The sequence below is a fragment of the Parabacteroides sp. AF17-3 genome, assembly GCF_003635445.1.
In the GTDB taxonomy this organism is placed as follows: domain Bacteria; phylum Bacteroidota; class Bacteroidia; order Bacteroidales; family Tannerellaceae; genus Parabacteroides; species Parabacteroides goldsteinii.
Genome location: NZ_QTMM01000017.1, coordinates 154,175 through 171,693, shown reverse-complemented (window position 1 = coordinate 171,693; position 17,519 = coordinate 154,175). Strand labels below are relative to the sequence as shown.

Genomic DNA, 17,519 nt, shown 5'->3' with positions numbered 1-17,519 from the left:
AAGAGATTGTTTTTGCTCCGGCTATTTCATCTCTCACATGCATTAATTCGAATAAAAACCATTCACCTTTTATCTGCCTGTCATCTATCGCTCCCCCTACTGACTATTCCTGCATAGCATACTGTCTTTTACTATAAAAGATATGACTCATTCTCTTTTCCATCGCCGTCGCAAAGCTTACCGACGGACGTGGATAAGCTTGCTGACGTCCGTCGGTAAGCTTTGCGACGGTCGTGAAAAAGACAAGATATAATATGCTTTCGATTAGAAATAAATAACCTCCGGGATAGTTACTACTAGCCTTTCTGATAAAGGTAAGGGACATAAACACCAAAAGGCCACCTCTTTGGGAGGCAGCCCTTCAGTCTATTACATCTGATTCTGTAAGTGTCAGAATTATTTTTTGTACGTCTTATAGCCATAAACAGCCAGATCGCCCAATTCTTCCTCGATACGAAGCAACTGATTGTACTTAGCCATACGATCCGAACGGCTTAAGGAACCAGTTTTGATCTGTCCTGAATTAGTAGCTACAGCGATATCGGCAATCGTTGCATCTTCCGTTTCACCGGAACGGTGCGACGTCACTGAAGTATAGCCGTTACGGTGAGCCATTTCAATAGCATCCAGTGTTTCACTTAATGTTCCGATTTGATTTACTTTAATCAGGATAGAGTTGGCACAGCCTTCTTCGATACCTTTCTTCAAGAATTCAACATTAGTTACAAACAAGTCGTCACCAACCAACTGAACACGGTCACCTAAAGCTTTGGTAAGATGCTTCCATCCTTCCCAGTCGTTTTCGTCCATACCGTCTTCGATAGAGTCGACCGGATATTTGTTAACCAAATCCAACAGGTAAGCCACCTGTTCGGCAGCAGTCCGTTTGGCACCGTGGGCACCTTCAAACTTCGAATAATCGTAGATACCCTTCTTATCGTAAAACTCGGAAGCAGCACAGTCCATAGCGATTGTCACATCTTTACCCGGTTCGTATCCGGCAGCTTTAATAGCGGCCATAATAGAACCCAAAGCATCTTCCGTACCGTTGAGAGCCGGAGCAAAACCACCTTCGTCACCAACTGCCGTACTCAGACCGCGGTCGTGCAACACCTTCTTCAAGGCATGGAATACTTCTGCTCCCATACGCAAGCCTTCACGGAAACTCTTTGCACCTACCGGGCGAATCATAAATTCCTGAAATGCTATCGGAGCATCACTATGCGAACCGCCATTGATAATATTCATCATCGGAACAGGCAATACATACGTATTTGTTCCGCCTATATAACGATATAACGGTAAATCGAGATAACTGGCAGCTGCTTTAGCTACGGCCAGCGAAACGCCTAACATGGCATTGGCACCGAGTTTCGACTTTGTCTTTGTTCCGTCCAACTGAAGCAGTTTATGGTCGATTGCACGTTGGTTTAATGCACTCATTCCGATGATAACCGGTGCAATTACATTGTTAACATTATCCACAGCTTTCAGTACACCTTTGCCTCCGTAGCGTTTTTTATCACCGTCACGCAGTTCTATTGCTTCATTTTCACCAGTAGAAGCACCGGATGGAACGGCAGCACGACCAAAAGCGCCGCATTCAAGAAGCACATCTACCTCTACTGTCGGGTTACCACGGGAATCAAGAATCTCTCTACCTATTACTTTTTCAATTTTCATAACCTAAATATTTAGTATTCTGTATTTTTTTCACTCAGTACAAATATAACAAACGGTTCACTAAGATTGTTGCCAAACCCTTATAAAGATTTTCGATGAATAAATAGAGGACTGCCTTTTTGAATACTATACTTTATCTATATTTATCCCCCGAATCAACAGGCATTTTTTCTTAAAAAGTTACAACCTTTTGCATTAACAAAATGTTTTAACATAAAAAGTTTATTCTCGAATCATGAAGAAAGTTCTGTCCATATTAACACTCCTTATCCTGATCTTTACAGGGCAGGAGATTGCGTTTAATATCGACAACGAAGAGATGATTCAACCATGTAACCTTAATGGCGAAGAAAAGAGCCTCTCCTACGATAATAAATTAAAACAGTTTGAATTAGGGAAAATCCCTCTTGAGTCTCTTGATATAACTGCACGTACCAAACCGGCTTTCGATAACTACGAACGGCTATTCAAATTATCGAACAGCAATAAGAGTCTTCTTCTCTTGAAGTTGAAAGAGCAGGCCTCACAATATAAAATATCGGAGACATTATCTATTATCCATACAATAAACTACCTCTCGCTTCGCAAATGCGGAAATCAATGGATCTACGTTTTGCGAAAACTCATTATTTGATATTATTATAAGACATTTATAATTGTTGATTATGCCTTCGAATACGGCATGATTCGGGTGTGCATTTCCTTTTTTGTACACTAAGACTATTATTTTCTGTTTTTTATCTCTTTAATAATATCAAAATTATGAAAACAAATCAATCTGTTATATCAAAAACATCTAATGGCGTTTCAGCCGGCATCGTCATTATCATTTGCTTTATCCTGGCAGTATGCTTCTTTCATTTCGTACTAGGCAATCCTTCCAACTTCATGGATAATAATCCGGATAATCATCCGCTTCCCGGCAACTATGCTGGTACGATTTATAAGGGAGGTTTCATTGTCCCCGTTGTTATCACTCTTTTACTTACTGTAATCACCTTGAGTGTTGAACGTTTTATTGCCATCAACCGGTCTAAAGGGAAAAAAGCCCTGCTAGGATTTGTACGTACTATAAAAAAAGACCTTGAAGACGGGAATCTGGACGCAGCTCAAAAGGCTTGTAAAGAACAGCAGGGTTCTGTGGCCAATGTGGTTAACGCCGCATTGACCCGTTACGCTGATGTAGAAAACAGGGCGGATCAGACCAAAGAACAAAAGATGGTCATCATACAGAAAGAGATCGAAGAGAGCACGGCACTGGAATTACCGTCTATGGAACAGAACCTGCCGGTTATTGCTACAATCTCGACATTGGGAACTCTGTTCGGGTTGCTTGGAACCGTACTGGGTATGATCCGTTCGTTTGCCGCCCTGGCCAATGCCGGAGCTCCCGACTCGGTAGCATTGTCGACCGGTATTTCCGAAGCTCTGGTCAATACGGCCTTAGGTATCGCCACCGGTGCCATGGCTATTATCTCGTACAACTATTTCACCAGTAAAATAGATAATATCACCTATGCCATCGATGAAATAGGTTTCTCTATCGTACAAACATTTGCGGCTAAACACTGAAACATATGCCTAAGATTATAGTAAAACGAAAAAGCACATTCATCGACATGACGGCGATGAGTGATGTAACGGTGTTACTGCTTACTTTCTTCATGCTGACATCTACCTTCATCCAGAAAGAACCGGTCGTGGTTACTACTCCGGCTTCCGTTTCCGAAATAAAAATACCGGAAACGAATATTCTTTCCATCCTGGTAGATCCGGAAGGGAAAGTATTTATGAGCATGGACAAACAAGAGGATAAGGCAAACGTATTAAAGAAGCTGGGACAAGACTACGGTATTAACTTCAGCGACAAAGAAATATACGAATTTAGCCTTCTTCCTTCCTTCGGTGTTCCTATCCAGAATATGCAGGAATTTCTGAATCTTCCGTCTTCCGAACAAGACCGTCTGACGCAGAATTACGGAATCCCTGCCGATAGCACGAACAACCAATTCAAAGCCTGGGTACAACATGCCCGCGAAGTGAACCGCGACCTGGTGATCGCCATCAAAGCCGACCAACAGACGCCGTATCCTAAAATCAAAAATATAATGAACACATTGCAGGACCTGAGAGAAAACAGATATAATCTCATAACAACTCTCAAGAATGTGCCCGACAATGTTTAAACAACAAGCAGTATGGCAGAAGTAAATACAGATAAAGGAAAAGGCGACGGCAAGAAAGGCAAACAAAAGAAAGTCAATATCCGTGTCGACTTTACGCCGATGGTGGATATGAATATGTTGCTGATCACGTTCTTCATGCTTTGTACTTCGCTGAGTAAGCCGCAGACCATGGAGATCAGCATGCCGTCGAAAGACCATGTCACGGAAGCCGAACAGACAAAAGTGAAAGCCTCTAAAGCCATCACCCTTATATTGGGTGAAGACAGCAAGGTGTACTACTATTTCGGTGAACCGGATTATGAACATGTAGAATCACTGAAAACAACCGATTTTTCTCCTACCGGATTACGTAACATCCTACTGGAACGCAATTCCGACGCTATACAACAAATATCGGAGTTGAAAGTGAAAAAGCTAAACAAAGAAATATCCGAAGATGAGTTTAAAAAGCAGGCTACAGAGATAAAAGGAGGCAAAGATGCCCCGGTCGTACTGATCAAGGCGACCGACGATGCTTCTTATAAAGACCTGGTAGATGCGCTCGACGAAATGCAGATATGCAATATTGGTAAATATGCAATCGTCGATATAACCGACGGAGATAAATTTCTGGTCGACAACCTGAAAAGCGGCGGAGAACTCGCTAAACAAATAGCAGAGGCTAATGCCGGCCCTAAAAGAAAATAATTCGTATCACCAATAAAAAAGAACGATCATGATTAATATGAACAATATAAATCTGAATTCACCGGAGTGGTGCGAATTGATCTTCAACGGGAAGAATAAAGACTACGGAGCATACGAGTTGCGTAAAAATTCTTCCGGCAGACATATCCGCGCATTGATCATTGTAGCTATCGGAGCTATTCTGGTCATGACAATCCCGGTTTTGATCAAATCGGTTATTCCCCAGCACGCCAAAGAGCAGGTACTGGAAGTAACGACACTTTCCAACCTGCAAATGGAAACGAAGGTACCGGAAGAAAATCAAATCCGTAATTTAGAGGCTCCACCTCCTCCCGTACTGAAAAGTACAATCAAATTTACCCCTCCTGTTATTAAGGCGGATAAAGATGTAAGGGAGGAAGAGGAAATCAAGACACAGGAAGAACTGACAACCTCAAAACTGGCTATCTCAGTGGCAGACGTAAAAGGTTCCGAAAGTGAAGAAGCCATCGACATTGCAGACCTGAAAGACAACAAGGAAGTGATTGAAGAAGAAACCGAACCTTATGTTGCCGTTGAACAAATGCCGCAATTCCCCGGTGGAAACGAGGCTTTACTGAAGTTCATTAGTACACATTTGAGATACCCGGTAATCGCTGCCGAAAATGGTATTCAGGGAACAGTTACCCTCCGCTTCGTTGTAAGCCCAACGGGAGAGATCACGAAAGTGGAAGTTCTAAGGCAATTGGATCCGGCTTGCGACAAAGAAGCATTACGCGTTATCAAGTCTCTGCCACAATGGGTTCCGGGGAAACAGAATGGTAAACCGGTACCGGTCTACTTTACAGTTCCGGTACGATTTAAATTACAATAAGATGGAGGTAAAGTGTATAAATATTAAGTTTGTCTGGGGTATATTCATGGTCATGATATACCTCGGAATGACTTTCCTGCTGGTTTTCACTAACTTGTTTAATGAGAATATGTCATTCCCTATGCGAATAACAGTTGGTATTCTGTTCTTCTGCTACACTTTATTCAGAGGTTACAGGCTCATAAAAGACAGCAAACGATGAAAAGTTTATTCTATATAACAGTATGTATAGTTCTGTTGGTTTCTTGCGGAAACAAGAAAACAGAAACTCCGGACGATACTCCGACCAGTGGCGTTATCGCTATAGCTTCCGATGGCTGCTTTGCCCCTGTCGTAGAAGAAGAAATCGCCGTTTTCGAAAGTATTTATAAGGAAGCCGGGATTGTTCCTTACTTTTCCGGTGAAACAGAAACTATCAACAGGTTGCTGCGCGATAGCATCCGGCTGGCCATTACTTCACGCCCGCTAACCAAAGAAGAGACGGAATTTATGAACACTAAAAAATTATTCCCCAGAAACATTCAAATAGCAACAGATGCCATTGCATTGATTGTAAATAAACAAAATACAGATTCTCTGATTGGTATCCCTGCATTGAGAGACATACTGACGGGAAAAATAAAAGAATGGAAAGAACTCTGTTCCGATAACCAATCAGGAAGGATCGAAGTTGTATTCGATAACCCTAATTCCGGAACTGTACGCTATGCTATCGATTCAATCTGTAACGGAAAATCATTTTCCGGGGATTTACATGCAATGAAAGAAAACCGGCAAGTAATAAACTATGTATCCCAAAACCGTGGAGCGTTAGGTATCATCGGAGTAAACTGGATCAGTAATCCGTCTGATACAACCAACATGAGTTTCTCTGAGAATATAAAAGTAATGGCAGTCAGTCCTTACAGACATGCCACTGCAACAAATAGTTTTAAACCGTATCAGGCCTACATCGCATTAAAAAAGTATCCGATGAGCAGGCCTGTTTATCTGATACTATCAGAACCCCGCATGGGCCTGGCTTCCGGTTTTACAACTTTCATAGCTAGCGACCGGGGACAGCGGATCATTCTTAAATCAGGTATTCTTCCGGCTACACAACCTGTAAGGTTGGTAAATGTCAGGGACCAGTTATAAACCCTATAAATATTTACAGTCATGAAAAAGAATTTATATATAATCCTTTTAAGTTTTATCGCTATTGCCGTTTACGCAGATAACCGGCAAGGCATTGACTTTTACAAAGCCGGCGAACCAACTATAGCAAGCCGGCTTTTTGAGAAACAGCTGAACAGTTCTCCTGCCGAACAGGCTGAAGCTTTATACTATCTGGGAGAAATTGCTTTTGATGAAAATAAAACTTCCGAAGCTTTGGCTAATTACCAGAAAGGATGGATGACATTTCCTGATTATGCCTATAATAAAGTTGGTGAAGGTAAAGTGCTACTCAAAACAGATAAATCTACTGCGCAAAAAGCATTTGATGCAGCAATCAAAATCAATAAAAAAGATGCTTCTGTTTATGTCGCTATTGCTAAAGCCTACTCAATGAACGGAATGGAGGCAGAAGCCCAGGCGGCTCTCGATAATGCAAAGAAATATAATGCTAACGACCCCGCCATTTATTTGTATGAAGGCGATTTACTTATCAGCAAAGATAAACCAGGAGATGCTGCCGGAAGATATGAACAGGCTATCCACTTCGATCCGGCCTGCAAGGAAGCTTATATCAAATATGCAAACGTATATCAGGGAGTCACTCCAACATTATCAATAGAAATGCTTCAGAAAGTAATTTCAAACTATCCGGATTACTTGCCGGCGTACTGCCATTTGGGAAACATCTATTCATTACAAGGGAATTATCCTAAAGCTGTAGCAGCTTATAAAACCTACATGGCAGGAGGTCTTTACTCTACAGACAATCTGGTTCATTATGCCTCTGCTTTGTTCTTCAATAAACAATACGCTGAATCCGGTAAAATAATCAGTGAAGGACAAGCTATTGACCCTGATAACTTTTTATTGAAACGTCTGGCCATCTATAATGATTACGAAAGCAAAGCCTACGAAAAAGGACTGGAAGAAATAGAGACTTTCTTCAATAATCCGGATGCTAAATATATCTGGCAGGACTATTTATATTACGGTCGCCTGCTGAATAAAGCAAAACAATATGATCAGGCAGCAGATGCATTACAGAAAGCTATAAAAGAAAGTTCTTCGCATACAGAAATCTATAAGGACCTTGCTGAAGTTTATAGTAACAGCGAAAATAATGCTGAGGCCATCAAGGCTTATACGCAGTATATAGAGGCGCTGGGAGAAGAATCGGAAGCTGCTGATTACTATCAATTAGGTAAATATTACTATACAGCAGCTGCAAAAGATAGTATTGCAGCACAAAAGTACCTGTTCAAAGCTGATAGCTTATTTGCTATTGTAAAAGAACGTGTACCGGATAGCCACCTTGGTAGCCTATGGCAGGCACGTACACAATCTCAACTGGCCCCCGAGACAGAACAGGGTTTAGCCAAACCCTATTACGAGTCTTGCATTCCCATTCTTGAAAAAAACAAAGAGAAATATAGCAATGAATTAACCGAATGTTACCGTTACCTGGGCTACTATTATTACTTGAAACAAGATATGGATAACTCCAAAATTTACTGGAACAAGATTTTATCAATCGATCCATCTAATGCTACAGCGCAGGAAGCTTTAAAAAATATCAAGTAAGTAAACAAATAAATTAATTTGTTTATATACAAAAACAGCCGGCATAAAAATGTCGGCTGTTTTTGTATCGTATATAAGTTACAGAAATTATTCTGCAGCTTTTTCTTCTGTTGCTTCTGCTGCAGGAGCTTCAGCAACCGGAGCAGCTGTTTCAGCAGCTGTAGATTTCTTACGAGAACGTCTTGTTTTCGTAGTTTTCTTAGCTGTAGTATCCTTCAACATGTTTTCGTTGTAATCAACTAATTCAATGAAGCACATAGCAGCGTTGTCACCTAAACGGTTACCAGTCTTAATAATTCTGGTATAACCACCCGGACGATCACCGATCTTCTGAGCTACTTCCTTGAAAAGTTCTGTTACAGCGTTCTTATCCTGTAAAGTACTAAATACCACACGTCTTGAGTGAGTTGTATCCTCTTTGCACTTTGTGATCAGAGGTTCAACAAACTTACGAAGCGCTTTAGCTTTTGCTGTTGTCGTAAAGATTCTCTTATGCTTGATCAAAGAAGAAGCCATATTAGACAGCATTGCTTCACGGTGAGTATTTGTACGACCTAAATGATTGAATTTCTTATTATGTCTCATCGCTTTACTTACTCTTTATCTAATTTATATTTCGTGATATCCATACCGAATGAAAGGTTCAGGCTTTCAAGCAGTTCATCAAGTTCAGTGAGCGACTTCTTACCGAAGTTACGGAATTTCAACAAATCATTCTTGTTGAATTTAACCAGTTCACCCAATGTTTCAACATCTGCAGCTTTCAAGCAATTCAAAGCACGAACGGAAAGGTCCATATCTGCTAGCTTGCTCTTAAGCAACTGGCGCATGTGAAGTACTTCTTCATCGAATTCTTCATTGCCGTCAGTATCTACTGTCTCGATCGCAATCTTTTCATCTGAGAACAACATGAAATGATGTATCAGAATCTTAGCAGCTTCTTTCAACGCTTCCTTCGGATGAATAGAACCATCTGTGGCTATTTCAAGAACCAACTTTTCGTAGTCCGTCTTTTGCTCAACACGGAAGTTCTCGATTGAATACTTAACATTACGTATAGGAGTATAAATAGAGTCGATGGCAATAACGTGAACGTCTGCATTCGGGTCTCTATTTTCATCAGCGGGAACATATCCGCGTCCTTTATTTATTGTTAATTCAATCTGGAAACCAGCGTTCGGATCCAAACGGCAAATAACCAAGTCTGGATTCAATACTTCGAATCCGGTCAGCTGTTTACCTATATCACCGGCTTTGAACACTTCCGAACCCGAAACAGTAATACTTACTTTCTCATTCTCTATGTCGTCTACAATATGCTTGAACCGTACCTGTTTCAGGTTCAAGATAATGTTTGTTACATCTTCAATAACACCGGGAATTGTACCAAATTCATGGTCAACACCTTCGATCTTAATGGATGTAATAGCAAAACCTTCAAGCGACGACAGGAGAATACGGCGCAGAGCATTACCTATAGTAATACCATAGCCGGGTTCCAACGGACGAAATTCAAACTTTCCGAAGAAATTGTCCGCTTCCAACATTAATACTTTATCGGGTTTTTGAAATGCTAATATCGCCATGGAAATCAATTATTATTTAGAATACAATTCTACGATCAACTGCTCTTTAATGTTTTCAGGAATGTCAGTTCTTTCCGGCAGATGCAGTAATTTTCCGCTTAAAGAAGACTGATCCCACTCAATCCAAGGATATTTGCTGTGGTTGAATCCTGATAATGCATCAGCAATCACTTCCAAAGACTTGGATTTCTCTCTAACACCAACGATCTGACCGGCTTTCAAAGAGTAAGAAGGAATGTTTACAACCTTACCATCAACTGTAATGTGACGGTGAGAAACCAACTGACGTGCAGCAGCTCTCGTAGGAGCAATACCCAAACGATAAACTACATTGTCCAAACGACCTTCCAGTAACTGAAGCAGAACTTCACCGGTAATACCCTTTGAACGCTGCGCTTTGTCGAACAGGTTTCTAAATTGTTTTTCCAATACACCATAAGTGTATTTAGCTTTTTGCTTCTCGCGAAGCTGAATTCCGTATTCAGAAGTTTTTCTTTTTCTGGCGTTACCATGTTGTCCGGGAGGATAATTCTTTTTAGAAAGAACTTTATCCGGTCCGAATATAGCCTCACCAAACTTACGGGCAATTCTTGTTTTTGGTCCAGTATATCTTGCCATTTTTTTATTGTTTTAATTTTTCTGTCTGAATCTGGAACCGTGCAGCCGCGATTACAGAGAGGATAAGGTCTTTATGCAATCTATTCACAATTCCGGATTCAATGTTCAAGAAACTATAGTTAATTATACTCTTCTCTTTTTCGGAGGACGACAACCATTGTGGGGCAGCGGAGTAACGTCTACGATTTCAGTTACTTCGATTCCGGCACCGTGGATAGTTCTGATAGCAGACTCACGTCCGTTACCCGGTCCTTTTACGAATACTTTTACTTTTCTCAAACCAAGATCATAAGCTACCTTAGCACAATCTTGTGCTGCCATCTGAGCGGCATACGGAGTGTTCTTTTTAGAACTTCTGAATCCCATCTTACCTGCAGAAGACCAACTGATTACCTGACCTTCACTGTTGGCAAGAGACACAATAATGTTATTGAAAGAAGAATGAATATGAGCTTGACCGTAAGCGTCAACTTTTACGTTTCTCTTCTTTGCTGCGACTGTTTTTTTTGCCATATCAACTCTTATTATTTAGTAGCTTTTTTCTTATTTGCAACAGTTTTCTTCTTACCCTTACGAGTACGAGCATTGTTCTTTGTGCTCTGGCCTCTCAAAGGCAAACCAATACGGTGACGAACACCTCTGTAACATCCGATATCCATCAGACGCTTGATGTTTAGTTGAACTTCAGAACGAAGATCACCTTCTACCTTGTACTCAGCGCCAATGACTTCACGTACTTTTGCAGCTTGATCATCTGTCCAGTCTTTTACTTTGATATCACGATCAACGCCTGCTTTCTCTAAAATAGATTTTGAAGCACTCCGACCGATACCGTAGATATAAGTCAAAGCGATTTCTCCTCTTTTATTTTGTGGCAAGTCTACACCAACTATTCTTATAGCCATATTACTTACTTAATTATTTTGCAAAAATAATAAATTATCCCTGACGTTGTTTATACTTAGGGTTTTTCTTGTTAATTACGTATAAGCGACCCTTTCTTCTTACAATCTTACATTCAGGTGTACGCTTCTTTAAAGATGCTCTTACTTTCATATCTAGTTATTTTTATTTATATCTAAAAGCAATTCTACCTTTTGATAAATCATACGGAGACATTTCTACTCTAACCTTATCACCAGGAAGAATTTTAATATAATGCATACGCATCTTTCCTGATATGTGGGCAGTAATTTCATGTCCGTTCTCTAATTCCACACGAAACATCGCATTTGACAATGCTTCTACTATAACTCCATCTTGTTCAATAGCTGCTTGTTTAGCCATATAAATCAAATTAAATTGCGTTATTTCCTAGAACTTCTTCTACAAATTCAAATGAAGATAAAATCTGAGGGCCATCGGGTCTTATCGCTATACAATGCTCAAAATGAGCAGAACATTTTCTGTCTTTTGTACGCACCGTCCAACCATCCTTTTCAAAAACGACATTTTTGCTTCCCATATTGATCATAGGTTCAATGCAGATGCACATACCACTACGCAATAAAGCTCCGCAACCATATCTTCCATAATTGGGTACTTCAGGTTCTTCATGCATCTTGCGTCCGATACCATGTCCCACCAGTTCCCTTACAACAGAGTAACCTTTCGATTCACAGTATGTCTGCACCGCATGACTAACATCTCCTACTCGTTTTCCTTCTACAGCTTGTTGAATACCTTGATAAAGAGATTCTTTTGTCGTCTTCAACAAATTCTTCACTTCCGGAGCCACTTCACCTACACAAAAAGTATAAGCTGAATCACCGACAAAGCCATCCAATATGGTACCACAGTCAACTGATATGACATCACCTTCCTTTAAAACTGCTTTTGAGGAAGGAATACCATGTACTACCTGCTCATTTACAGAAGCACATATTGAATTTGGAAAACCACCATACCCTAAAAAAGCTGGGACTGCTCCATTATCCCTAATGAATTCTTCAGCAATCTTATCGAGTTGAAGAGTTGTAACCCCGGGAGCAATATGCTTTGCCAATTCTCCCAGTGTCCGGCCTACCAATTGATTGGCCGAACGCATCAACTCGATTTCTTCATCTGTTTTTAAATAGATCATCCTATTAATAAGCGGCAACTGAGCCTGTACGACCTTTAATTCTTCCTGACTTCAACAAACCGTCATAATGACGCATCAACAAATGACTTTCTACTTGCTGCAATGTATCCAACACTACACCAACCAAAATCAACAAAGATGTTCCTCCAAAGAACTGAGAGAACTCCATACTCACACCAGCGATTCTTGCAAAAGCAGGCATAATAGCTACCAATGCCAAGAAGAATGCACCCGGAAGAGTAATACGATCCATGATTGTATCCAGATAGTCTTTGGTGCTTTTTCCAGGTTTAACACCCGGAATAAACCCATTGTTTCTCTTCAAATCATCAGCCATCTGGGTCGGATTGATCGTGATAGCTGTATAGAAATAAGTAAAGAGGATAATCAATACCGCAAATACAAAGTTATACCAGAAACCGGTATTATCCATAAATGCAGCCCAAAAACCACTTTGATCACCTGTACTGGAGAATCCTACAATAGAAATAGGAATAAACATAATTGCCTGAGCAAAGATGATAGGCATAACGTTTGCAGCATTTACCTTTAAAGGAATATACTGACGAGCGCCACCATATTGTTTGTTACCTATAATTCTCTTAGCGTACTGTACGGGCACTTTACGAGTTCCCTGAACCAATAAAATAGCACCGGCAATAACAAGTAAAAGAAACAGCATTTCAAACAAGAACATAACCAGACCACCAGTTTTTTCACTTGTTCTTGAAATAAATTCCTGGAACAATGAATGCGGTAGACGGGCTATGATACCAATCAAAATGATAAATGAAATACCATTTCCAACACCTTTATCTGTAATTCTTTCACCTAGCCATAAGATAAACATACTTCCTGCAGCCAGAATAATAGTAGAAGATATAGTAAACAGAATACCCGGAGGTAAAGCTGCACCAGCGGCCTTCAACTGAACACTTAAGTTCACCAAATACGTCGGTCCCTGGAATAACAGGATAGCTACTGTGAGGTAGCGAGTCCATTGATTGATCTTTCTACGACCACTCTCCCCTTCTCTCTGTAATTTCTGAAAAGAAGGAACTGCAATGGCTAACAACTGCATAACAATTGAAGCGGAAATATAAGGCATAATACCCAATGCAAAAATAGAAGCATTAGAGAATGCACCACCTGAAAACATATCCAACAGTGCAAGCAATCCGCCTCTTGTCTGCGCCTGTAAAGCGGTTAACGCTTGAGGATCAATACCAGGAAGTACTACATACGTTCCGAAGCGATATATAGCCACCAATAAAAGAGTGGTGAGGATCCGATTTCTCAGATCCTCAATCTTCCAGATATTTTTTATTGTTTCAACTGCTCTCATGACTTAGAGTTTAACAACAGTTCCACCTACGGCCTGGATAGCTGCTTCTGCACTTTTAGAGAAAGCATGAGCTTCAACATCTAATTTAACAGTCAGGCTACCATTACCAAGAATCTTAACCATTTGAGATGATGAAATAAAACCAGCTTCGATCAATTCGTTAACACCTATTTTAGTTAAGTTCTGAGATTCAGCCATTAACTGTAATGTAGCGATATTGATAGCTTTATATTCAACACGATTAATATTCTTGAAACCAAATTTAGGCAAACGTCTCTGAATAGGCATCTGACCGCCTTCAAATCCGATCTTTTTTGAATAACCAGATCTTGACTTTGCTCCTTTATGACCTCTTGTTGAAGTTCCTCCTAATCCTGAACCCGGACCACGGCCGATTCTTTTTCTGGTCTTAGTAGATCCTTCAGCAGGTTTTAAATTTGATAAGTTCATATCTTATAATTTATTTTTTCAACCAATTATTACTTTTCTACTGAAACCAAATGTTTCACTTTCTCAACCATGCCTAAGATAGCCGGAGTAGCTTCATGCTCTACTACACGGTTCAACTTTGTCAGGCCCAGTGCATCAAGTGTTCTTTTTTGGTCTTTCGGGCACTTAATTCTACTCTTAACTTGTTTAATTTTAATAGTCGCCATAATTTTTCCTCCCTAATTAACCTCTAAACACTTTTTCTACAGATACACCTCTGTTCTGAGCTACAATAAACGGACTTCTCAATTCACCCAGCGCAGCAATAGTAGCTTTTACCAAGTTGTGAGGGTTTGATGATCCTTTTGATTTAGCCAAAACGTCAGTAATACCAACACTCTCCAATACAGCACGCATAGCACCACCGGCTTTTACACCAGTACCATGAGATGCCGGTCTGATCAGCACCTGTGCACCACCGAATTTAGCAAGCTGTTCGTGAGGAATAGTACCTTTATGAACAGGAACCTTGATTAAATTCTTTTTAGCAGCTTCTACACCTTTAGCGATAGCTGTCGTTACTTCACCAGCTTTACCTAAGCCCCAACCGATGATACCGTCTTCGTTTCCTACTACGACAATAGCAGCAAAACTAAAAGTACGTCCACCTTTCGTTACTTTAGTTACGCGGTTGATTGCAACTAATCTGTCCTTCAACTCTAAGTCGTTGGTCGATTTAACTCTATTATTAACTCCTGCCATCTTCATTAAAATTTAAGGCCGCCGTTACGTGCAGCATCTGCTAATTCTTTAATTCTACCGTGATACAGATAACCATTACGATCGAAAACAACAGCCTGAATACCAGCTTCCTGAGCGCCTTTAGCGATCAATTCACCAACCTTGGCAGCGATTTCTTTTTTGGGAGCCTTAACATCTAATTTCAAAGATGAAGCAGCAGCCAAAGTTTTACCTGTAGTATCATCTATAACCTGTGCATAGATCTGCTTGTTGCTTCTAAACACAGTAAGGCGTGGACGTTCAGGTGTTCCTGCAACTTTTCCACGTATTCCTCGTTTTATTTTTAATCTTCTTTCTTCCTTCGTTGTCATGATAATTTCAGTTTACGTAGATTACTTACCTGCTGATTTACCAGACTTTCTGCGAATTTCCTCACCCACAAACTTAATACCCTTACCTTTATACGGTTCCGGCATTCTGAATGAACGAATCTTAGCACAAATCTGACCCAGTAATTGTTTATCAGCTGATTCAAGGATAATAAGAGGATTCTTATTTCTCTCAGTCTTCGTTTCAACCTTTACCTCTTTAGGTAACTGCAAATAGATGTTGTGAGTATAACCTAAAGAAAGATCCAACAGCTGTCCTGTGTTAGTAACACGGTAACCAACACCGACCAGTTCCAGTTCTTTTTTGTATCCTTCAGATACACCGATCACCATATTGTTGATCAGAGAACGATACAAACCATGTAATGCACGATGGTTCTTATCATCTGTCGGTCTTGCTAAATGAATAACTCCATCTTCCAGAGTTACATTAATATCAGGATTAACAGCCTGAGTCATTTCGCCCTTAGGACCTTTTACAGTCACCACGCTATCCTTAATCGTAACCGTTACACCGGCCGGCACATGAATTGGTAATTTTCCTATTCTTGACATTCTTCTTTCCTCCTAATTAATAAACATAACATAATACTTCACCACCGATCTTCAGATCGCGGGCTTCTTTGTCTGTCATCACACCCTTAGAAGTCGAAAGAACGGCAATACCTAAACCATTCAATACTCTCGGCATTTCTTTGTAACCAGTGTACTTACGCAAACCTGGAGTAGAAACTCTCTCAAGTTTCTTGATTGCATTCACTTTGTTTACCAGGTCATACTTCAAGGCAATCTTAATTGTTCCCTGAGGACCTTCTTCTACAAACTTAAAATTAAGAATGTAGCCCTTTTCGAAAAGGATCTTAGTGATCTCTTTCTTTAAATTTGACGCCGGCACTTCAACAACTCTGTGCTTCGCTTTAATTGCATTACGCAATCTTGTCAAATAATCTGCAATAGGATCTGTCATATATAAATGAATTAAATTGATCCGGCCACCCGGACAATATTTAAATAAAAAAACTTACCAACTTGCTTTCTTTACACCCGGGATTAAACCATTGGATGCCATTTCACGGAATTGAATACGTGAAATGCCGAACTGGCGTACATACCCTTTCGGACGACCTGTAATTTTGCAACGGTTGTGCAAACGTACAGGAGAAGCATTTTTAGGTAAAGCCTGCAAAGCTTCGTAGTCACCAGCAGCTTTCAGTTCAGCTCTTTTAGCGGCGTATTTAGCTACTAGTTTTGCTCTTTTAACCTCGCGGGCTTTCATTGATTCCTTAGCCATAACTTAGTCTTTTTTTGCATTTTTAAAAGGCAACCCAAATTCTCTCAACAGAGCATACCCTTCTTCATCTGTTTTCGCAGAGGTCACAAAGGTAATATTCATTCCTAATATTTTAGTAATATTATCGATATTTATTTCAGGAAAAATAATTTGTTCCTGAATACCCATGGTATAATTACCTCTACCATCTAACTTACTTTCAATACCTTTAAAGTCACGAATACGCGGAAGAGCGATACGAACTAATCTTTCCAAAAATTCGTACATCTGCTCACGACGCAATGTTACCATCACGCCGATAGGCATTTTTTTACGCAACTTAAAGTTTGAGATATCCTTTTTAGATACTGTCGCAACGGCCTTTTGACCAGTAATTGTAGACAATTCGCTGATTGCGATATCGATGATCTTCTTGTCGGCAGCAGCCATACCCAAACCTTGATTGATTACAATCTTCTTCAATACGGGTACCTGCATTACTGATTTATATCCGAACTCTTTTGTCAAAGCAGGAACAATTCTGTCCTGATATTCTTTTTTAAGACTGGCAGTATTGCTCATTACTTAATTTCCTCCCCTGATTTTTTAGAATAACGAACTAAAGCACCTTCAGCATTTTCTTTACGTCCGATACGTGTCGGTTTACCTGATTTCGGGTCAACCACGTTCAGGTTTGAAATATGAATAGGAGCTTCCTTCTTTTCAATTCCTCCTTGCGGATTCTTTGCATTAGGCTTGGTATGCTTTGATACCATATTAACGCCTTCAACAATAGCACGGTTCTCGTCTACGAGCACCTGTAAAACACGACCTGTTTTACCTTTGTCTTCGCCGGCATTAACAAAAACTATATCGCCTTTTTTGATATGTAATTTACTCATTACCTTAA

At 40.2% G+C, this 17,519-nt stretch carries 26 protein-coding genes; 7 read left to right on the top strand and 19 right to left on the bottom strand.

Annotation, left to right across the window (positions count from 1 at the left end; translation table 11 throughout):
* Positions 1 to 396 precede the first annotated feature (396 nt).
* Positions 397 to 1,683 (bottom strand): phosphopyruvate hydratase, encoded by a 1,287-nt coding sequence (gene eno / locus DWW91_RS21620; RefSeq protein WP_122328886.1) that lies wholly within the window; start codon positions 1,681 to 1,683, stop codon positions 397 to 399.
* Positions 1,684 to 1,918: 235 nt separating this feature from the next.
* Between eno and DWW91_RS21615 the strand changes: the two genes are divergently transcribed.
* From DWW91_RS21615 to DWW91_RS21580, 7 genes are all read left to right on the top strand, one after another.
* Positions 1,919 to 2,317, top strand: coding sequence for a hypothetical protein (locus tag DWW91_RS21615; protein WP_010800547.1), 399 nt, complete (start codon positions 1,919 to 1,921; stop codon positions 2,315 to 2,317).
* Between the two features lie 128 nt (positions 2,318 to 2,445).
* A complete protein-coding gene (locus tag DWW91_RS21610) occupies positions 2,446 to 3,255 on the top strand; it encodes a MotA/TolQ/ExbB proton channel family protein (protein ID WP_009859517.1) in 810 nt (269 codons plus the stop codon).
* 5 nt (positions 3,256 to 3,260) lie between these two features.
* On the top strand, positions 3,261 to 3,869 hold the full coding sequence (locus DWW91_RS21605; RefSeq protein ID WP_009859518.1) for a biopolymer transporter ExbD: 609 nt from the start codon (positions 3,261 to 3,263) through the stop codon (positions 3,867 to 3,869).
* Positions 3,870 to 3,881: 12 nt separating this feature from the next.
* Positions 3,882 to 4,556: a biopolymer transporter ExbD gene (locus tag DWW91_RS21600; RefSeq protein WP_122328885.1), complete on the top strand. Its 675-nt coding sequence runs from the start codon at positions 3,882 to 3,884 to the stop codon at positions 4,554 to 4,556.
* A 37-nt stretch (positions 4,557 to 4,593) separates the two neighbouring features.
* The gene (locus tag DWW91_RS21595) at positions 4,594 to 5,409 is read left to right on the top strand and encodes an energy transducer TonB (protein ID WP_199722615.1); all 816 of its coding nucleotides are present in this window, start codon (positions 4,594 to 4,596) and stop codon (positions 5,407 to 5,409) included.
* Between the two features lie 198 nt (positions 5,410 to 5,607).
* Positions 5,608 to 6,546, top strand: coding sequence for a PstS family phosphate ABC transporter substrate-binding protein (locus DWW91_RS21585; RefSeq protein WP_122328882.1), 939 nt, complete (start codon positions 5,608 to 5,610; stop codon positions 6,544 to 6,546).
* 21 nt (positions 6,547 to 6,567) lie between these two features.
* A complete protein-coding gene (locus DWW91_RS21580) occupies positions 6,568 to 8,148 on the top strand; it encodes a lipopolysaccharide assembly protein LapB (RefSeq protein ID WP_122328881.1) in 1,581 nt (526 codons plus the stop codon).
* An 87-nt stretch (positions 8,149 to 8,235) separates the two neighbouring features.
* On the opposite strand, the gene rplQ is transcribed toward DWW91_RS21580, so the two are convergent.
* From rplQ to rplX, 18 genes are all read right to left on the bottom strand, one after another.
* The gene (gene rplQ, locus DWW91_RS21575; RefSeq protein WP_010800551.1) at positions 8,236 to 8,733 is read right to left on the bottom strand and encodes a 50S ribosomal protein L17; all 498 of its coding nucleotides are present in this window, start codon (positions 8,731 to 8,733) and stop codon (positions 8,236 to 8,238) included.
* A gap of 8 nt (positions 8,734 to 8,741) precedes the next feature.
* Positions 8,742 to 9,734, bottom strand: coding sequence for a DNA-directed RNA polymerase subunit alpha (locus DWW91_RS21570; protein ID WP_009859525.1), 993 nt, complete (start codon positions 9,732 to 9,734; stop codon positions 8,742 to 8,744).
* A 12-nt stretch (positions 9,735 to 9,746) separates the two neighbouring features.
* The gene (gene rpsD / locus DWW91_RS21565; RefSeq protein WP_009859526.1) at positions 9,747 to 10,352 is read right to left on the bottom strand and encodes a 30S ribosomal protein S4; all 606 of its coding nucleotides are present in this window, start codon (positions 10,350 to 10,352) and stop codon (positions 9,747 to 9,749) included.
* A 123-nt stretch (positions 10,353 to 10,475) separates the two neighbouring features.
* Positions 10,476 to 10,865 carry a 30S ribosomal protein S11 gene (gene rpsK, locus DWW91_RS21560; RefSeq protein ID WP_005634781.1) on the bottom strand — a complete coding sequence of 130 codons (390 nt, stop codon included), beginning with the start codon at positions 10,863 to 10,865 and terminating at the stop codon, positions 10,476 to 10,478.
* Between the two features lie 11 nt (positions 10,866 to 10,876).
* Complete coding sequence (gene rpsM / locus DWW91_RS21555; protein WP_009859527.1) at positions 10,877 to 11,257, bottom strand: 30S ribosomal protein S13; 381 nt, start codon at positions 11,255 to 11,257, stop codon at positions 10,877 to 10,879.
* Between the two features lie 34 nt (positions 11,258 to 11,291).
* Positions 11,292 to 11,408 carry a type B 50S ribosomal protein L36 gene (gene ykgO, locus DWW91_RS21550; protein WP_005645768.1) on the bottom strand — a complete coding sequence of 39 codons (117 nt, stop codon included), beginning with the start codon at positions 11,406 to 11,408 and terminating at the stop codon, positions 11,292 to 11,294.
* Between the two features lie 12 nt (positions 11,409 to 11,420).
* Positions 11,421 to 11,639: a translation initiation factor IF-1 gene (infA, locus tag DWW91_RS21545; RefSeq protein WP_009318521.1), complete on the bottom strand. Its 219-nt coding sequence runs from the start codon at positions 11,637 to 11,639 to the stop codon at positions 11,421 to 11,423.
* A 10-nt stretch (positions 11,640 to 11,649) separates the two neighbouring features.
* Positions 11,650 to 12,435 (bottom strand): type I methionyl aminopeptidase, encoded by a 786-nt coding sequence (gene map / locus DWW91_RS21540; RefSeq protein WP_122328880.1) that lies wholly within the window; start codon positions 12,433 to 12,435, stop codon positions 11,650 to 11,652.
* A 4-nt stretch (positions 12,436 to 12,439) separates the two neighbouring features.
* Positions 12,440 to 13,780, bottom strand: a complete 1,341-nt coding sequence (secY, locus tag DWW91_RS21535; protein WP_009859529.1) for a preprotein translocase subunit SecY — start codon at positions 13,778 to 13,780, stop codon at positions 12,440 to 12,442.
* Positions 13,781 to 13,783: 3 nt separating this feature from the next.
* Entirely contained in the window at positions 13,784 to 14,230 is a 447-nt protein-coding gene (rplO, locus tag DWW91_RS21530) for a 50S ribosomal protein L15 (protein WP_009859530.1), read from the bottom strand.
* 29 nt (positions 14,231 to 14,259) lie between these two features.
* Positions 14,260 to 14,436 carry a 50S ribosomal protein L30 gene (gene rpmD, locus DWW91_RS21525; RefSeq protein WP_009859531.1) on the bottom strand — a complete coding sequence of 59 codons (177 nt, stop codon included), beginning with the start codon at positions 14,434 to 14,436 and terminating at the stop codon, positions 14,260 to 14,262.
* 16 nt (positions 14,437 to 14,452) lie between these two features.
* The gene (rpsE, locus tag DWW91_RS21520) at positions 14,453 to 14,971 is read right to left on the bottom strand and encodes a 30S ribosomal protein S5 (protein WP_009859532.1); all 519 of its coding nucleotides are present in this window, start codon (positions 14,969 to 14,971) and stop codon (positions 14,453 to 14,455) included.
* Positions 14,972 to 14,976: 5 nt separating this feature from the next.
* Entirely contained in the window at positions 14,977 to 15,321 is a 345-nt protein-coding gene (gene rplR / locus DWW91_RS21515; protein ID WP_009859533.1) for a 50S ribosomal protein L18, read from the bottom strand.
* Between the two features lie 21 nt (positions 15,322 to 15,342).
* Entirely contained in the window at positions 15,343 to 15,894 is a 552-nt protein-coding gene (gene rplF, locus DWW91_RS21510; RefSeq protein WP_009859534.1) for a 50S ribosomal protein L6, read from the bottom strand.
* 16 nt (positions 15,895 to 15,910) lie between these two features.
* The gene (rpsH, locus tag DWW91_RS21505; RefSeq protein ID WP_009859535.1) at positions 15,911 to 16,306 is read right to left on the bottom strand and encodes a 30S ribosomal protein S8; all 396 of its coding nucleotides are present in this window, start codon (positions 16,304 to 16,306) and stop codon (positions 15,911 to 15,913) included.
* A gap of 54 nt (positions 16,307 to 16,360) precedes the next feature.
* Positions 16,361 to 16,630, bottom strand: coding sequence for a 30S ribosomal protein S14 (gene rpsN, locus DWW91_RS21500; protein WP_009859536.1), 270 nt, complete (start codon positions 16,628 to 16,630; stop codon positions 16,361 to 16,363).
* A gap of 3 nt (positions 16,631 to 16,633) precedes the next feature.
* Positions 16,634 to 17,191 carry a 50S ribosomal protein L5 gene (gene rplE, locus DWW91_RS21495; protein ID WP_010800552.1) on the bottom strand — a complete coding sequence of 186 codons (558 nt, stop codon included), beginning with the start codon at positions 17,189 to 17,191 and terminating at the stop codon, positions 16,634 to 16,636.
* On the bottom strand, positions 17,191 to 17,511 hold the full coding sequence (rplX, locus tag DWW91_RS21490) for a 50S ribosomal protein L24 (protein ID WP_009859538.1): 321 nt from the start codon (positions 17,509 to 17,511) through the stop codon (positions 17,191 to 17,193). Before rplX ends, rplE begins: the two co-directional genes overlap by 1 nt.
* Between the last annotated feature and the right edge of the window lie 8 nt (positions 17,512 to 17,519).

Excerpts from the sequence above, each read along its gene's own strand:
- DWW91_RS21570 (WP_009859525.1), bottom strand. The coding sequence starts at position 9,734 with ATGGCGATATTAGCATTTCAAAAACCCGATAAAGTATTAATGTTGGAA.
- rplR (WP_009859533.1), bottom strand. The coding sequence starts at position 15,321 with ATGACAACGAAGGAAGAAAGAAGATTAAAAATAAAACGAGGAATACGT.
- rplX (WP_009859538.1), bottom strand. The coding sequence starts at position 17,511 with ATGAGTAAATTACATATCAAAAAAGGCGATATAGTTTTTGTTAATGCC.
- rpsH (WP_009859535.1), bottom strand. The coding sequence starts at position 16,306 with ATGACAGATCCTATTGCAGATTATTTGACAAGATTGCGTAATGCAATT.
- secY (WP_009859529.1), bottom strand. The coding sequence starts at position 13,780 with ATGAGAGCAGTTGAAACAATAAAAAATATCTGGAAGATTGAGGATCTG.
- eno (WP_122328886.1), bottom strand. The coding sequence starts at position 1,683 with ATGAAAATTGAAAAAGTAATAGGTAGAGAGATTCTTGATTCCCGTGGT.
- rpmD (WP_009859531.1), bottom strand. The coding sequence starts at position 14,436 with ATGGCGACTATTAAAATTAAACAAGTTAAGAGTAGAATTAAGTGCCCG.
- rplO (WP_009859530.1), bottom strand. The coding sequence starts at position 14,230 with ATGAACTTATCAAATTTAAAACCTGCTGAAGGATCTACTAAGACCAGA.
- DWW91_RS21615 (WP_010800547.1), top strand. The coding sequence starts at position 1,919 with ATGAAGAAAGTTCTGTCCATATTAACACTCCTTATCCTGATCTTTACA.
- DWW91_RS21605 (WP_009859518.1), top strand. The coding sequence starts at position 3,261 with ATGCCTAAGATTATAGTAAAACGAAAAAGCACATTCATCGACATGACG.
- DWW91_RS21610 (WP_009859517.1), top strand. The coding sequence starts at position 2,446 with ATGAAAACAAATCAATCTGTTATATCAAAAACATCTAATGGCGTTTCA.
- DWW91_RS21595 (WP_199722615.1), top strand. The coding sequence starts at position 4,594 with ATGAACAATATAAATCTGAATTCACCGGAGTGGTGCGAATTGATCTTC.
- DWW91_RS21580 (WP_122328881.1), top strand. The coding sequence starts at position 6,568 with ATGAAAAAGAATTTATATATAATCCTTTTAAGTTTTATCGCTATTGCC.
- rplF (WP_009859534.1), bottom strand. The coding sequence starts at position 15,894 with ATGTCAAGAATAGGAAAATTACCAATTCATGTGCCGGCCGGTGTAACG.
- ykgO (WP_005645768.1), bottom strand. The coding sequence starts at position 11,408 with ATGAAAGTAAGAGCATCTTTAAAGAAGCGTACACCTGAATGTAAGATT.
- DWW91_RS21600 (WP_122328885.1), top strand. The coding sequence starts at position 3,882 with ATGGCAGAAGTAAATACAGATAAAGGAAAAGGCGACGGCAAGAAAGGC.
- rplE (WP_010800552.1), bottom strand. The coding sequence starts at position 17,191 with ATGAGCAATACTGCCAGTCTTAAAAAAGAATATCAGGACAGAATTGTT.
- rpsM (WP_009859527.1), bottom strand. The coding sequence starts at position 11,257 with ATGGCTATAAGAATAGTTGGTGTAGACTTGCCACAAAATAAAAGAGGA.
- rpsD (WP_009859526.1), bottom strand. The coding sequence starts at position 10,352 with ATGGCAAGATATACTGGACCAAAAACAAGAATTGCCCGTAAGTTTGGT.
- rpsN (WP_009859536.1), bottom strand. The coding sequence starts at position 16,630 with ATGGCTAAGGAATCAATGAAAGCCCGCGAGGTTAAAAGAGCAAAACTA.
- map (WP_122328880.1), bottom strand. The coding sequence starts at position 12,435 with ATGATCTATTTAAAAACAGATGAAGAAATCGAGTTGATGCGTTCGGCC.
- rpsE (WP_009859532.1), bottom strand. The coding sequence starts at position 14,971 with ATGGCAGGAGTTAATAATAGAGTTAAATCGACCAACGACTTAGAGTTG.
- DWW91_RS21585 (WP_122328882.1), top strand. The coding sequence starts at position 5,608 with ATGAAAAGTTTATTCTATATAACAGTATGTATAGTTCTGTTGGTTTCT.
- infA (WP_009318521.1), bottom strand. The coding sequence starts at position 11,639 with ATGGCTAAACAAGCAGCTATTGAACAAGATGGAGTTATAGTAGAAGCA.
- rpsK (WP_005634781.1), bottom strand. The coding sequence starts at position 10,865 with ATGGCAAAAAAAACAGTCGCAGCAAAGAAGAGAAACGTAAAAGTTGAC.
- rplQ (WP_010800551.1), bottom strand. The coding sequence starts at position 8,733 with ATGAGACATAATAAGAAATTCAATCATTTAGGTCGTACAAATACTCAC.